Source organism: Thiobacillus sp. (assembly GCF_024708915.1).
Window position 1 is genome coordinate 1 of record NZ_JANJXQ010000256.1, and the last position, 14043, is coordinate 14043.

Consider the following 14043-nt stretch of genomic DNA (forward strand, 5'->3'; position numbering starts at 1 on the left):
GGTGGTGGACAACAAGCCCGGCGCGGCCGGCCTGATCGCGGGCGAGGCGGTGGTCAAGGCGGCGCCCGACGGCATGACGGCGCTGCTGGGCACCACCTCGACCATGCTGACCAACAAATACCTCTACCAGAAGACCGCCTACGACCCGCTGACCGACCTCACCCCGCTGGTGCGCGTGTGCCTGGCGCCGATCGCCCTGGTGGTCACGGCCGACGCGCCGGCCCGGAACATGCAGGAGTTCATGGCCTGGATCCGCGCCAACAAGGGCAGGCTGTCCTACGGCTCCTACGGCATAGGCTCGCACGGCCAGCTCGCCTGCTCCACGCTCAGCGACATCGCGGGCGCCGACATGTCGCACGTGGCCTACAAGGGCGAGGCGCCGATGGTGCAGGACCTGCTGGGCGGCCAGATCAAGATCGGCATGGGCAGCCTGCTGTCGCTCAAGGCGCACATCGATGCCGGCAAGCTGCGCGCGCTGGCGATGACCGGCCCGCGCCATGCCGTGACGCCTTCTTCCGCATCCGCCCGGCCCGCCCCTGCGGCAAAGCCGCGCGCCGGCGCACCTGAAACAGCCGCCAAAACACTGGCCCCCAGGGTCGCAATCGCCCGCCCCGCTGCCGCGCCCGCCGCGACCGTTCAACCGGAGGCCGCCGCCCCGCCCGCGACAGCCAGGCCGGTGCGTCCGATGCTCGCCTTCGCCGCGCTGGGCCTGCCGATCAGTCGCAGTTTCTGGGGCGGTGAAACGCGCGCCAGCTACACGCAGCGGATGAACCTCGCCTTGCAGCAGGCGGGGCGCGAGGTGTTGCGCATGGACGCCCGCGGACTGGAGCTGGGGCAGACGGCGTTCAATACCTGGTGGAATGAATCAGGGCAGCACCCGCGCAGCCGTGAACTGTGCGACAGCGCCCCTGCGCCGCACGCACTGCTTTCCGCGCGAGTGGAATCGCCGACAACCAGTTCATCCGCCGAAAGCGCCTACTGGCCGGAATTGAAAATGCGTCTGTACGTCTGCGCCAACCAGCGGCTGTATCGCCAGCAGAAAACGCTGTCGCCGCAGAACGACGACGTCTGGCCGTTTGCGACCGAACTCAACAGTGAAATCGAGCGCTTTATGCGGACGTATCGCGGCGATTTGACGGAATGAGAAACACCGAAGATTTTTCCAGTCGTGAAGCCGGTCTGCCGAAGACCGCGTCATAGGAGAGCGAAATGTCCCTATCCGACCCATCCGATCTGCTCGTTTCCGAAGCGCAGCTGCTGCCGCTGGCCGAGGTTCTCAATCTGCCGCCGGACCGGCTTCTCGGCGTGTCGCCGCAGGCGCTGGCGGCCCTGGCGACGCTCGGCGTGCGCAACGTCTTCGACCTGGCGATGTCGAGCGTATTCAATACCGCGGCGCAGATTGAGGATGCCGCCGACAACCCGTCCAATGCAATGAACCGCTTCGGACGGCCTGTTTCGGACCTGCTCAAACCCGGCATCGCGGCAAGCGTCGCCATCCCCGATCTGCGCAACGCGTCGCTCGCCATCCTTGCCGATGTCACCGACGCCGCCGGAATCCAGGCGGCCCTGGGCGTCATCACGGTGCGGGATCTCTCGGTCTATCCGCCGTTTCGCGCCGCCCGCGAAATCCTCAACCGGGTGTTCTTTCCAGAGCAGCTGGAAGGCTTCGATGCAGAGAGTCCGGCAGACCTGATTCCCAAGTCCGGGGAGTTTCCCACCGAGCGCGTTCAGTACACCTCGCTGGTGCTCGACCAGATCCTGCGCCCGGACAATGCGCCCGCGCTGATCGACCTGGCCGGCCCCGACTTCACGCCCATCGACGCTGCGCAGGTCGCCGATGCCGATTTTGGTTTCAGCACCCTGGGCCTGGGGATGCTGTTGACCCTGAACCAGTCCTGGTTCATGCAGGGGGTGACCCTGGGCCACCTGCTGCACAGCATGGCGCTCGCCGCCGGCGAGAGCACGCGCATCGCCGTGATCGACTGGAGCCGCAAGACCAGCGCCGGACAGACCGAAGTGCTCGGCGAGACCGAAGACCTGAGCCAGGAGACGGCACGGAATCGCAGCATCAGCGAAGTCACCGAGGCGGTTGCACGCGAGGCGCAAAGCGGTTTTTCGCACACCGAAAGTAAATCGACCACCAAGCAGGCGGGCGCGTCGGCCGGGATTTCGATCGGGCCGTTCGGCGGTGGCGCCAGCGCAAGCATCTCGAAGACATCGACCTCCGCCGACAGCTATGCCACCAGCGCCGGCAGCCGCGAGGTCGGGGCATCCATGCTGCAGAATGCCAGCGACCGCACCCATCAGCACGCGCACGCAGCACGCACCCGGCGCGCTTCGGTCGTGCGCGAAGTGAGCCAGACCGAGCACGAAAGCGTCTCGACGCGCGTCATCACCAACTACAACCACATGCACGCGCTGACCGTGCAGTACTACGAAGTGCTGCAGATCTACCGCACCGAAACCTCGCTCGCGCGCTGCGACCGCGTGGTGTTCGTCCCGTTCAGGCTGATCGACTTCAACAACGTCGATCTGCTGCGGCGTTTCCGCGGCGCGCTCATCGACGCGTCGCTCACCCTGGCGGTGCGCGACGCTTTGCTGAACTTCGACACCCTCGAACTGGTTCCGGAGCGGCAGGCCGTCTTCCCCGGTCTGGGCGGATCGATCACCGACGTGCTGGCCAACCCGCGCGTCGCCACGCGGCGCGTGCTGCTGGCACGCAGGCGAACCGACGGGGAAACCGGAACCGAACCAGTGGAGCCGGACGTCGAGCCGCCCGTGCCGCCGCGCCCGCCGCGCCCCCCTCTGCCGGATGACGTCGCCGACACGCTGTGGGAGCACGCCGCGTCCAGGCTCGCGTCGTTCTTCGGAACGAGCACGGTCCGTCGCGGCTCGCAATCGCTTTTCGTGCCCTCCGACGTGCGGATCGAGGAAGGTGCGGTGCAAAGCCCCGTGCGTGCGATCAAGCTGGTGTTCGTGCTGCGCGACGGCACGCGCATCAGCGATCTGTCGGCCAGCGTCGCACTGGCCGACGTCGACCGCATCGCGATCGTGGGCAGCGACCCGGTCGCCGACGTCGCGGCGACCGGCGTGCTCGCCCTGTCGCGCAACGGCATCGTCTTCCCGCTGGAACTGCCGACAGCGACCGTGGCCAAGGGCGCCACGGAAACCCGGCTGATCGACGTCCGCGCCGCCGGCGCCGACGTCAACCTGACCCAGCATCTCGGCGACAACCGCCTGCACTACAGCCAGGCGGTGTTCCGCAACCTCGACCCGGCAATGATCGCCGGCCTGCTGTCGCCTTTCCGCATCACGTTGAACGGCGAGCCGTTCCCGCTGGTGCAGGTGGCCGAGCCGATCCCCCTGCGCATCGTCGGCAACGCGCTGGCGTTCAGAATCAACACCGACCCCGTCAACGATGCCGAATGGCGCGCGTTCATGGCGGACCGGGGCTTGACCATCGGCCAGGCCAAGGTCGACATCGTGCCGCTGTCCAGCGGCGGCATCTTTGCCGAAGCGGTGCTCGGGCGCTTCAATTGCGCCGAACGGCTCGACCTGTCGCGCTTCTTCAACTGGCAGGATTCGCCGATTCCGATCCAGCCGACCGACATCGCGGCGATCCAGACGGGCACCCGCGCGCAGGCGGAGAACCTCACCCCCGGCCAGTTCAGCACGCCGCTCGTCAACATCACGCCCTTCGGCGCGCTGCCCGACCCGACCGGGCTTGCCGGCGCGCTCGCGGCGGTACAGAACGGCAGCATGTTCCGCGACATGAGCGGACTGGCCGACACCATCAAGCTCGCCACCGAAACCGCCAAGCTGTCGGCGGCCGGCGCCACCGCGGTCGGCGCCCAGGCCGGCGAAGCCATGAAGACCGCGGTCAGCGCCGATACCGAGCGGCGCAAGATTGCAGCCGATCTTGAAAAGGCGAAGGTGCAGGCGGCGACCGACCTGGCCAAGGCCAAGCTCGGCAAGCCGATCCAGGACAAGAACATCACCGAGGCCGGCGCCGTCGTCAACAAGGAAGAAGAACTCAAGAAAAAGCAGCAGGAGCAGGCGAAGGCCGCCGGCGCCGGCGGGTCGTCAGGCAGCAGCGGTGCCGGATCGTCCGGCGGGCCTACGGGTGGCGGCGGCAGTGGAAGCGGGGCCGGTGGAGCCCCGGCCGCGCCCCCCCGCTCGACCGGGAATTCGGCCCTCGACCGTATCATCGGCAACGACGAGGCACTGCGCTCGTTCATCGGCCTGTCGGCCGACTCGCCGGTGCCGACCCCCGCAGTCACCGACGAGGGCGTCCCGCTGCAGAGCTGGGACGTCCATGGGCCGACGTCATTCATGATCCGCCGCTCACCCATCGAGGAACTGGACTTCCCGACGCTTGGCGACGTCAGGAAAATCATCGCCAAGGGCAACTTCGTCCCGCGCTCGGAAGACCTGACGACGCTGCTGCTCGGCGAACGCAAGGTGTTCGCGACCGGGTTCGATCAGCTGCTGAGCTCGCTCGCCCTGGTCCCCGCAGGCAGCGTGAAAACCCTGAACATCGTCGCCATCTGCCAGAGCGCGGTCAGCCTCGATTTTCTTTCGGAGCTGGTTTTCACGTCCGCGGGCGATCTCGGCGACGGCCCCGCCCCCACGAGTGAACGTCTCCTGCAAAACCTCACTCTGGCCGAAGCGGTCGCGCTGCTCGCGGCGCCCGAGTTCAACGTGGAGGCGATGGCGGTGAAGCTGAGCGACGTACGCAAGGCATTCCCGGTCGACGGCGAAGTCCGCATCTTCAACCTGTTCAACCCGCTGCGCGAGGATTTCGTCCAGGCGCTGGCCAACGTGTTCCAGGTGCGAACGAGCGCCTTTGCGCGCAAACCCGTCCGCGTCCTGGCAACGGTCATCGCCGAAACCGGGGAAACAGAAGAGACGCTCGACACGGCTGTGCTCGCGAAGAAGCTCACCATTGGCTTCCTCGGCGACCCGGTGCCGTTCGAGGCCGTTTTCTTCGAGCACCTGCTGCTGCAGGACCGCGCCCAGACCGGCCTGTTCACGGCCTTCCCGCGGCGCTAAGGCGTCTCGACGAACTCCAGTGTGTTGGCGTCCGGGTCACGGCAGAACAGCGCCGCGCGGCCCGACTTGCTTGCCGTGTACGGGATTCCGGCCGCGTCAAGACGGCTTTTCAGCGCAGCCATATTGCGCACCGCCAGTGCGATGTGGCGATCGCGTCCACCGTGCTCGGGGCGTGTCGAGCCGGCGTCGGGGTCGGGCAACTGCATCAGGTGCAGCTGCTGGCCGCCGCCGAGGTCGTACCACACCCCGGGGTAAGGCAGGTCGGGGCGGTTCGGGTACAACGACAGCCCCAGCACCGATTCGTAAAAAGTCTTGACGCGAGCCAGGTCGGAGACGAGCAAACCGGCGTGCAGCAGGGCATTGATCTCAGACATGGCGTGCCTCTTTGAGCTGGTCGTCTTCCATATGGCCGGAAAACAGGCTGGCGGTAATGATCATGGCAGCGCCAATCCATTCCTGCACGCCCATGCGCTCATCGGACAGGAAATAGGAGGCAACTGCCGCGACCACCAGCTCGGACAGGAAGATCACGATGGCCTGGTTGGCGGGCACGCGTGCGAGGCCGTACTGCACCGCATAGGTCATGCTGCCGATGGCGAGGCCAACGCCGAGCAGCAGCAGCCAGGTCTGCATTCCGGCATCTGCCATGAAATCGAGTTCAGCCGGCTTGAGCGCCAGTCCGATCAGCGTCAGCACCACCACCCCCGCCCACACGGTGACGGCCTTGGCGCCCTCGGTGACGCCGTCGAGATGGCGGCTGATGACATTGCTCATGGCAAATGCCACCCCCGCCGACAGCGCCAGCCATTCGGCGCGGCTAGCCGGCAGCGGCCATTCGCCCGGCTGCCACAGCATCACCAGCGCGCCGCCCGCTGCCAGCGCCATCACCGCCCAGCCGGCGCGGTTGAGCTTTTCGTGCAGCAGAAAGCGGGCGAACAGCACGGTCCACAGCGGCGACAGAAAAAACAGCAGCAGCACCCGCACCACCTCGCCCTGCAGCATCGCCAGCACATAAGCCAGGTTGGTCCAGCCCGCTGCCAGCCCCAGCGCGGCCAGCCACATCCAGCGGCTGCGCGCGTTCCTGAGCTCGCGGCCATGCAGCCAGCCAAACACCAGCAGCGGCACGACGTAGGTGATGAAACTCGATGCGATGCCGCCGACGCCCGCGTCGTTGAGCAGCCGGTAGGGATACCACATCAGCCCCCACAAGGTGGCGGCATAGACCAGGCTGCCGATGGCGAGGGTGCGCTGCAGGGGAATCGAGGGCATGGGGCTTTATAATGCGGGGCTTAATCAGAATCCAGACAGCAATGAATCCGCGTCTCGAACAACTCCATCCCTATCCGTTTCAAAAGTTGCGCGAACTGTTCGCGGGGGTAACGCCGAATCCCGACCTCGCGCCGATCAACCTGTCGATCGGCGAACCCAAGCATCCGACCCCGCAGTTCATCAAGGATGCGCTGATCGCAGGCTTGGGCGGGCTGGCGAATTATCCCATCACTCAGGGCTCGGATGCGCTGCGCGATGCGATCGCCGCGTGGGCGCAGCGCCGTTATGGCGTGACACTCGATCCGGCGACCGAGGTGCTGCCGGTCAACGGTTCGCGCGAGGCGCTGTTTGCGTTCGCCCAGGCCGCGGTCGACTCTACCCGCCACGGCCGCCGCACGGTCGTCTCGCCCAACCCGTTCTACCAGATCTACGAAGGCGCAGCCCTGCTCGCCGGCGCCCGCCCCTTCTTCCTCAATACGCTGCCGGAAAATGGCTTCAGGATGGACTGGTCGCGCGTGCCGGAAGACGTGTGGGAAAGCATCAGCCTGGTCTATGTCTGTTCGCCCGGCAACCCCACCGGCAAGGTGATCTCGCTGGACGACTGGAAAGTATTGTTCGAGTTGTCGGACCGGCACGGCTTCGTCATTGCGGCCGACGAGTGCTACTCGGAAATCTATTTCCCTCTCCCCAACCCTCTCCCGCTTGCGGGAGAGGGAGCAAGCGCTGGGCCCAAAGCGATCAACGAAGGCAAGCCGCCGCTCGGCGCGCTCACCGCCGCGCAGCAGCTCGGCCGCGGCTTCAGGAACCTGATCGTGTTCAACTCGCTATCCAAGCGCTCCAATGTGCCCGGCCTGCGCTCCGGCATGGTGGCGGGCGACAGCGGGGTGATCAGGAAATTCCTGCTCTACCGCACCTATCACGGCAGCGCGATGAGCCCGGCGGTGCAGGCTGCCAGCATCGCGGCCTGGAACGACGAGGCGCACGTGGCCGAGAACCGCCGCCAGTACGCCGAAAAATTCGCCGCCGTGATGCCGATCCTGAAGGACGTGCTGCAGTTCGACGCGCCCGACGCCGCCTTCTACCTGTGGGCGCGGGTGCCGGGCGGCGACGATGCCGCATTCGCCCGCGGCCTGTACGAAACGCAGCACGTCACCGTGCTGCCCGGCAGCTTCCTCGCGCGCGACGCCGCCAACCTCAATCCGGGCAAGGGCTTCGTCCGCATCGCCCTGGTGGACGGCCTGGATGCCTGCGTCGAGGCCGCACACCGCATCGCGATTCACGCCAGATCCCTCACCCCTCACGCCTAATAACCCATCACTTATTTTCAAGGAACCCATCATGCAAGAGTTGCAGAACATCATCGAAGACGCTTTCGAGCGCCGTGCCGACATCACTCCGCGCAATGCCGACGCCAAGCTCAAGGATGCCGTCATGTCGGTGATCGAGATGCTCGACCGCGGCCAGCTGCGCGTCGCCGAGCGTGCCGAAGGCCAGAACTGGATCACCCACCAGTGGCTCAAGAAGGCGGTGCTGCTGTCGTTCCGCCTGGAAGACAACGCCTTCATCAAGGGCGGTTTCACCAATTACTTCGACAAGGTGCCGAGCAAGTTCGCCGACTACAACAGCCGTGACTTCCGCGAAGGCGGCTTCCGCGTGGTGCCGCCCGCGGCGGCACGGCGCGGCGCCTACATCGGCAAGAACGTGGTGCTGATGCCGAGCTACGTCAACATCGGCGCCTACGTCGACGAAGGCACCATGGTCGACACCTGGGCCACCGTCGGTTCCTGCGCGCAGATCGGCAAGAACGTGCACCTCTCCGGCGGCGTCGGCATCGGCGGCGTGCTCGAACCGGTGCAGGCCAATCCCACCATCATCGGCGACAACTGCTTCGTCGGCGCGCGTTCCGAGGTGGTCGAGGGCGTGATCGTCGAGGACAACTGCGTGATTTCGATGGGCGTGTACATCGGCCAGAGCACCAAGATCTACGATCGCGAAACCGGCGAAGTGCATTACGGCCGCGTGCCCGCCGGCTCGGTGGTGGTGTCCGGCAACCTGCCGTCGAAGGACGGCAGCTACAGTCTGTATTGCGCGGTGATCGTGAAGAAGGTCGATGCCAAGACCCTGTCCAAGGTCGGCATCAACGAACTGCTGCGTGGAATCTGAGCCTCAGCCCCGGTATTGCCGGTTTATCGTTTCGGAAAAGGAGACGTCATGAAGCGCACCCTCGTCGTCACCGCATTGCTCGCCGTCGGCCTGACGGCATGTCAGGAGAATCCGGTATCCGGCCGCAGGCAGCTGGCACTGGTATCCGAGGAACAGGCGCAGTCTTCGTCGGCGCAGGCTTACGCGCAGACGCTGAACGAGGCGCAGAAGAAGGGCCAGCTCAGCACCGATGCGGCGCTGAATAGCCGCGTCAAGCGCATCACCGACCGCCTGATCACGCAGGCAGGCAACATGTATGCGCCCAGCCGCGAATGGAAATGGTCGGTCGCGGTGATCGACGAGCCGACGCTCAACGCCTGGTGCATGCCGGGCGGCAAGATGGCGATCTACACCGGCATCATCGAAAAACTGAAACTCTCCGACGACGAAATCGCCCAGATCATGGGCCACGAGATCGCCCACGCCATACTCGGCCATGGCCGCGAGCGCATGTCGCGCGCCATGGCCATGCAGGGCGGTATGACGCTCGGCTCCATCGTCGCCGGCCGCGACCTCAGCGTGCTGTCGCCGGTGGCCGACATTGCGCTGACCCTGCCCAACAGCCGCGCCGGCGAAAGCGAGGCCGACCGCTACGGCATCGAACTCGCCGCCCGCGCCGGATTCGATCCGCGCGCCGCAGTGCGCCTGTGGGAAAAAATGAGCGCTGCTGGCAACGGCGGCTCGCCGCAATTCCTCAGTACCCATCCCTCCCCCGACAACCGCATCCAGGCACTGAACGCGCTGGTGCCGCAGATGATGCCCATTTACGAGAAAGCACGCCGATGAACATGGAATCCGCCTCCGGTGAAAAAATCGCCAGCCTGAAAACCCTGGCCACGGTCATTTATGCGCTGTATGCCGTCTCGCTGTTCATCGGCATCACCGCCGTCGTGGCCATCGTGCTGAACTACCTCAAGCGCGACGACGCCCGGGGCACCTGGCTGGATAGCCACTTCAGCTGGCAGATCAGAACATTCTGGTGGGGCCTGCTGTGGCTCGTCGTCGGCGCCGCCACCTGGATCATCCTCATCGGCTGGCTGGTGTGGGGAGTGGCTTGCATCTGGTTCGTCTACCGCATCGCCAAGGGCTGGCTCAATCTCAACGACAACAAGCCGATGCCGGTCCAGTGATCGCGCGCCCTGCAAGGGACATGCCCCCGATGACCGCCCGCGCGCGCCGCCTCGTTTCGGCGTGCCTGCTGGCCGGCTTCAGCCTCTCGTCTCTGGCGGACGAATGGCTGCCGCCGCTTTCCCGGCAGATTGCGGGCGGCACCTTCGAGTACACCATTCGTCCGGGGGATTTCCTGATCGCCATCGGTGCCCGCTTCGGCGTGCCGCCGGAGCTGCTGGCCAGGCAGAACGCGATCTCCTACAACGCGATCATCCACCCCGGCCAGCGCCTGCGCATCGACAATCCGCACATCGCCCCGCAGCTGCTCGCCGACGGCATCGTCATCAACATTCCCCAGCGCATGTTGTTCGAGTTCGACGCAGGCAAACTGGTCGCGGCCTACCCGGTCGGGCTCGGCAAGCCGTCCTGGCCCACGCCGCAAGGCGAGTTCGAGGTCGTCACCCGCGTGCACAACAAGACCTGGATCGTGCCCAGATCGATCCAGGAAGAAATGCAGCGCGAGGGGCGGGCCGTGCTGACAGAAGTCCCGCCCGGACCCGACAACCCCCTGGGTGCCCACTGGCTCGGCCTCAGCATGCCGGGTTACGGCATCCATGGCACCATCGCCCCGTCCAGCGTGTACCATTTCCAGAGCCATGGCTGCATCCGTCTTCATCCGGACGACATCGCCGAACTTTTCGGGCGGGTGGAGATCGGAACTTCCGGACTCCTCGCTTATCAGCCTGTCCTGCTGGCGGCAACCGGAGACGGCCGCATCCTGCTCGAAGTCCATCGGGATATCTACAATAAGGGCAGCGACCCGACGCAGGCCGTTCGCGACCTCGCCGAAGCCCACGGCCTGAGCCGCGACATCGACTGGCCCAGAGTGGATGCCGTAATCGCAGCGCAGGAAGGCCTTGCCCGGGAAGTCGGCCGCCAGACACGCAACGGATCGAAAGGAACGCCGTGAAACCCAGCTTCAGCCGCCGCTCATTTCTCAAACTCGGCATGCTTGCCGCCGCACTGCCGCTGCCGGCATTCGCCAGCCGGGAGGCGGCCGAGCGCCGGCTGGGTTTCCTCAATCTGCATACCGGAGAAAAGCTCGACCTGCCCTACTGGATAGCAGGCGACTACGTGCCGGAATCCCTCGCGGAAATCAACCACGTGCTGCGCGACCACCGCACCGGCGCGGTCGCGTCCATCGACATTCAGCTGCTGGATCTGCTCGACCGCGTCAAGGCCGCGCTGGGTACCGCGCAGCCGTTCCAGGTCATTTCCGGCTACCGTTCGCCCGCCAGCAACAGCCTGCTGGCCTCAAGCTCATCCGGTGTCGCCAGGCGCAGCCTGCACATGGACGGCAAGGCCATCGACATCCGCATCCCCGGCGTGCCGCTGGCCGAACTGCGCCGCGCCGGCCTCATGCTGAAAGGCGGCGGCGTCGGCTACTACCCGGGCTCCAACTTCGTGCATCTCGACGTGGGGCGGGTACGGACCTGGGGCGGCTAGCCGCCTTCCCGCCCAAACCCCTGCGACCGGATGCAAGCGCGCGGGGCTTTTTGAAGTCAATCCGGTATCCAGTACTGGCCATGCCGGAACTGATCGTTTGCATGACAGCGAGGCCCGGAATGAACCGTACACTGCCTGTCGCATCGAACCTTGGCGTCAGCCGGCGCGCCTTCCTCAAGTTCTGTGCCCTGACCGCCTCGCTTCTCGCGCTGCCGCCGGGCGCGGCGGCCATCCTGGCCGACTCGCTTTCCAGGGCACGGCGCCTGCCGGTGGTATGGCTGTCGTTCCAGGAATGCACCGGCTGCACCGAATCGCTCACCCGCTCGTCCGCCCCCTCCATCGAGCGGCTGCTGTTCGAACTGATTTCACTGGACTACAGCCACCTCCTCCAGGCCGCTGCCGGCGCGGCCGCGGAACAGGCGCGGGAAGAAAGCCTGGCCGCAAACCACGGCCGGCTCCTGCTGGTGGTGGACGGCTCCGTGCCGACCGCGCTCGGCGGGGCCTGCTCCACCATCGCCGGCGAAGACAACCTGAGCCTGCTCGCGCGCTGCCTGGAAGCCGCCGAGGCGGTGCTGGCCGTGGGCACCTGCGCCGCCTTCGGCGGGCTGCCCGCCGCCGCCCCCAATCCGACCGGGGCGATGGGCATCGCCGAACTGATGGCGCATGGTCTGGCGCCGCGCCGGCCGCTGATCAACCTGCCCGGCTGCCCGCCCATCCCCGAGGCGATGAGCGCCGTGCTGGCCCACCGCGTGGCCTTCGGCCGGTTTCCTGAACTCGACGCCCAGGGCCGCCCGCTGGCGTTTTATGGCGAAACCGTGCACGACCGCTGTTCGCGGCGCGGCCACTACGAGGCCGGCCACTTCGCCAAAAGCTTCGACGACGCCGGCGCGCGCGCCGGCTGGTGCCTGCTGGAACTCGGCTGCAAGGGGCCGGCGACCCGCAATGCGTGCTCCACCCTGCGCTGGAACGGGGCGAGCAACCCGGTCGAATCCGGCCACCCCTGTCTCGGCTGCAGCGAAGCGGGATTCTGGGACCGCGGCAGTTTCTACGCCCCGCTTGCGGCGCCGGCGGCAGCCGCCCCCGAACCCCAGGCCCGGCGGGGCGCCGCGGTGTACGACAGGAATTGCGCCAGCTGTCACGGCAGCGCGCCGGGCGGCCTGGCGACCCCGGCCGACGAGGTGCCGGCCCTGCTGCAGTCGGGCAAGGTGCGTGCCCACCGCTTCAGCCTGGAGGACGGCGACATGCAGGCGCTGCTGGATTACCTCAAGGAAGCGCGCTGAGGCGCCCGGGCTGCCCCACAGCATTTGTCCGGCGGCAAGCCCCGGGCCGGCAAAAACCGCTTCCCCTGGCCCGAGGAATGGTCTTTACTGGACGCGAGGGCTGCCGTCATGAAAGAAATCCTCCCCGGCGTATTCCATTGGAAGACCTTCCACCAAGGCATCCAGGCCTACGTCCACTCCTACTACAGCAATGCCGCCGATCCGCCGCTGCTGATCGACCCGCGGGTTCCGGCGCAGGGAATCGAATGGTTCGCGGCGCGCGGCGCGCCGCGGCATATCTATCTCACCAACCGCCACCACTACCGTCACAGCGGCCGCTTTGCCGCCCGCTATGGCGCGCAGGTGTGGTGCCACAAGGACGGCCTGCACGAATTCAGCCACGGCGAGCGGGTCACGGGATTCAGCCACGGCAGACAGCTGCCCGGCGGCATTCTGGCCCTCAAGATCGCCGCGCTGTGCCCCGAGGAAACCGCGCTCTATCTGCCGCTGCACGGCGGCATCCTGAGCCTCGGCGACGCCATCGTGCGCGCGCGGGGCAAGCTCGGCTTCGTGCCGGACGCCTACATGGGAGACGACCCGGAAGGCGTCAAGCATGGCCTGCGTAAAGCCTTGCTCAAGCATCTGCGCGAACGTGAATTCGACCACCTGCTGTTCGCCCACGGCGCTCCCCTGATCGGCGGCGCCCAAACCAGCCTCGGAAAATTTCTGCAAGGGATCGGATATTAGAGCGGTCGTCTTTCCCGGCAGCCAGACTCGCCCGGAGCGGAGCGCGGCGCATGAAAAACGGGGCCAGGCAATTTGCCTGGCCCCGGTCTTTGCGCCGCAGTCAGCACGGGATTGCGTTTACATGCGTCCCAGGTCCTGAATCGCATCCACCACCATGCCGGTGCCGATCGCAATCAGCAGGATATCGCTGGCCACCCGCACGTACTTGTGGCCGGAAGGCGGTGCCCCCAGGCTGACCACCACGCGCGGCGGCAAGTCATAGTAGATCACCTCCCGCGGCAGCGGCCGGCCTCTTTGCCATTTCTTGGCCTGACCGGGCGGCATGCAGCCATTGTGCTTTTTTGCCAGCCCCGGCGGGCAGCGGCCGTGACGGAAGCCTTCCTCGTAATAGTCGCGTACCACCATGCGCTGATGGTCGTTGAAATGCACGCTGACCCGTACGTCGCCACTGTAATCGCCGCGGCGGCCATCCCTGTAGTCGCCACGGCGGTCGTCATGCCGATCGTCGCCGCGCGAGCCCTGGGCGCTTTTGCCCGGTTTGCCATTGCCCGCCCATTCCGGTTTTTCGGCCGGAGCCGGGCTGGCAGCGAAGATTCCGGTCAGCAACAAGGCCAGGACGAATTGTCTTTGCAAGGGGGTTCGCATATTTTCTCCGCTCAATAAGGTCTGTGGATTGTCCGTCGCATCGGCTGCCTCGTTTGAAGCCGGGCCAGCGCTTGCGCATACTATTGACACGGCCCGACGATGTTTGAACCCGCATTGTATTTCTCACGGCATCCTGCTTTGAGCGGTTCGTTGGCCCGTCTCAATAGAACGCTGTTTTCAATGCTTATTGATTCGGCCTCCCACGCTGCCACGCACAGCCCGGGCAGGCCGAACCTTGATCCCGCTTCAAACT

General features: G+C 66.3%; 13 protein-coding genes. 10 read left to right on the forward strand and 3 right to left on the reverse strand.

Going from position 1 to position 14043, the window contains the following annotated elements:
• Both Q0L94_RS17200 and Q0L94_RS17205 read left to right on the forward strand, forming a co-directional pair.
• Positions 1-1144 (forward strand): tripartite tricarboxylate transporter substrate binding protein (locus Q0L94_RS17200; RefSeq protein ID WP_296755772.1); only part of this gene is annotated, 1144 nt, incomplete at its 5' end.
• Positions 1145-1209: 65 nt separating this feature from the next.
• A complete protein-coding gene (locus Q0L94_RS17205; RefSeq protein WP_296755774.1) occupies positions 1210-5052 on the forward strand; it encodes a hypothetical protein in 3843 nt (1280 codons plus the stop codon).
• On the opposite strand, the gene Q0L94_RS17210 is transcribed toward Q0L94_RS17205, so the two are convergent.
• Together Q0L94_RS17210 and Q0L94_RS17215 are read right to left on the reverse strand one after the other, a co-directional pair.
• On the reverse strand, positions 5049-5426 hold the full coding sequence (locus Q0L94_RS17210; protein WP_296755775.1) for a VOC family protein: 378 nt from the start codon (positions 5424-5426) through the stop codon (positions 5049-5051). The genes Q0L94_RS17205 and Q0L94_RS17210 overlap by 4 nt on opposite strands.
• Positions 5419-6321, reverse strand: a complete 903-nt coding sequence (locus Q0L94_RS17215; RefSeq protein WP_296755776.1) for a DMT family transporter — start codon at positions 6319-6321, stop codon at positions 5419-5421. Before Q0L94_RS17215 ends, Q0L94_RS17210 begins: the two co-directional genes overlap by 8 nt.
• Before the next feature lie 41 nt (positions 6322-6362).
• Here Q0L94_RS17215 and dapC point away from each other — a divergent pair, with 41 nt between their 5' ends.
• From dapC to Q0L94_RS17255, 8 genes are all read left to right on the forward strand, one after another.
• Positions 6363-7628 carry a succinyldiaminopimelate transaminase gene (gene dapC / locus Q0L94_RS17220; RefSeq protein WP_296755778.1) on the forward strand — a complete coding sequence of 422 codons (1266 nt, stop codon included), beginning with the start codon at positions 6363-6365 and terminating at the stop codon, positions 7626-7628.
• A gap of 31 nt (positions 7629-7659) precedes the next feature.
• Positions 7660-8484 (forward strand): 2,3,4,5-tetrahydropyridine-2,6-dicarboxylate N-succinyltransferase, encoded by an 825-nt coding sequence (gene dapD / locus Q0L94_RS17225; protein ID WP_296755779.1) that lies wholly within the window; start codon positions 7660-7662, stop codon positions 8482-8484.
• A 48-nt stretch (positions 8485-8532) separates the two neighbouring features.
• A complete protein-coding gene (locus tag Q0L94_RS17230; protein WP_296755781.1) occupies positions 8533-9309 on the forward strand; it encodes a M48 family metallopeptidase in 777 nt (258 codons plus the stop codon).
• Positions 9306-9653, forward strand: a complete 348-nt coding sequence (locus Q0L94_RS17235) for a hypothetical protein (RefSeq protein WP_296755783.1) — start codon at positions 9306-9308, stop codon at positions 9651-9653. The genes Q0L94_RS17230 and Q0L94_RS17235 overlap by 4 nt, the downstream gene beginning before the upstream one ends.
• Positions 9654-9673: 20 nt before the next feature.
• Positions 9674-10603, forward strand: coding sequence for a L,D-transpeptidase family protein (locus Q0L94_RS17240; protein WP_296755784.1), 930 nt, complete (start codon positions 9674-9676; stop codon positions 10601-10603).
• Complete coding sequence (locus tag Q0L94_RS17245; protein ID WP_296755787.1) at positions 10600-11139, forward strand: DUF882 domain-containing protein; 540 nt, start codon at positions 10600-10602, stop codon at positions 11137-11139. The genes Q0L94_RS17240 and Q0L94_RS17245 overlap by 4 nt, the downstream gene beginning before the upstream one ends.
• A gap of 119 nt (positions 11140-11258) precedes the next feature.
• Positions 11259-12419, forward strand: a complete 1161-nt coding sequence (locus Q0L94_RS17250; protein WP_296755789.1) for a hydrogenase small subunit — start codon at positions 11259-11261, stop codon at positions 12417-12419.
• A gap of 108 nt (positions 12420-12527) precedes the next feature.
• Positions 12528-13145, forward strand: coding sequence for a hypothetical protein (locus Q0L94_RS17255; RefSeq protein WP_296755792.1), 618 nt, complete (start codon positions 12528-12530; stop codon positions 13143-13145).
• Positions 13146-13262: 117 nt separating this feature from the next.
• Here the strand turns inward: Q0L94_RS17255 and Q0L94_RS17260 are convergent, their stop codons facing one another.
• Positions 13263-13778, reverse strand: a complete 516-nt coding sequence (locus tag Q0L94_RS17260) for an RcnB family protein (RefSeq protein ID WP_296755793.1) — start codon at positions 13776-13778, stop codon at positions 13263-13265.
• Between the last annotated feature and the right edge of the window lie 265 nt (positions 13779-14043).

Excerpts from the sequence above, each read along its gene's own strand:
- Q0L94_RS17205 (WP_296755774.1), top strand. The coding sequence starts at position 1,210 with ATGTCCCTATCCGACCCATCCGATCTGCTCGTTTCCGAAGCGCAGCTG.
- Q0L94_RS17210 (WP_296755775.1), bottom strand. The coding sequence starts at position 5,426 with ATGTCTGAGATCAATGCCCTGCTGCACGCCGGTTTGCTCGTCTCCGAC.
- Q0L94_RS17215 (WP_296755776.1), bottom strand. The coding sequence starts at position 6,321 with ATGCCCTCGATTCCCCTGCAGCGCACCCTCGCCATCGGCAGCCTGGTC.
- dapC (WP_296755778.1), top strand. The coding sequence starts at position 6,363 with ATGAATCCGCGTCTCGAACAACTCCATCCCTATCCGTTTCAAAAGTTG.
- dapD (WP_296755779.1), top strand. The coding sequence starts at position 7,660 with ATGCAAGAGTTGCAGAACATCATCGAAGACGCTTTCGAGCGCCGTGCC.
- Q0L94_RS17230 (WP_296755781.1), top strand. The coding sequence starts at position 8,533 with ATGAAGCGCACCCTCGTCGTCACCGCATTGCTCGCCGTCGGCCTGACG.
- Q0L94_RS17235 (WP_296755783.1), top strand. The coding sequence starts at position 9,306 with ATGAACATGGAATCCGCCTCCGGTGAAAAAATCGCCAGCCTGAAAACC.
- Q0L94_RS17240 (WP_296755784.1), top strand. The coding sequence starts at position 9,674 with ATGCCCCCGATGACCGCCCGCGCGCGCCGCCTCGTTTCGGCGTGCCTG.
- Q0L94_RS17250 (WP_296755789.1), top strand. The coding sequence starts at position 11,259 with ATGAACCGTACACTGCCTGTCGCATCGAACCTTGGCGTCAGCCGGCGC.
- Q0L94_RS17255 (WP_296755792.1), top strand. The coding sequence starts at position 12,528 with ATGAAAGAAATCCTCCCCGGCGTATTCCATTGGAAGACCTTCCACCAA.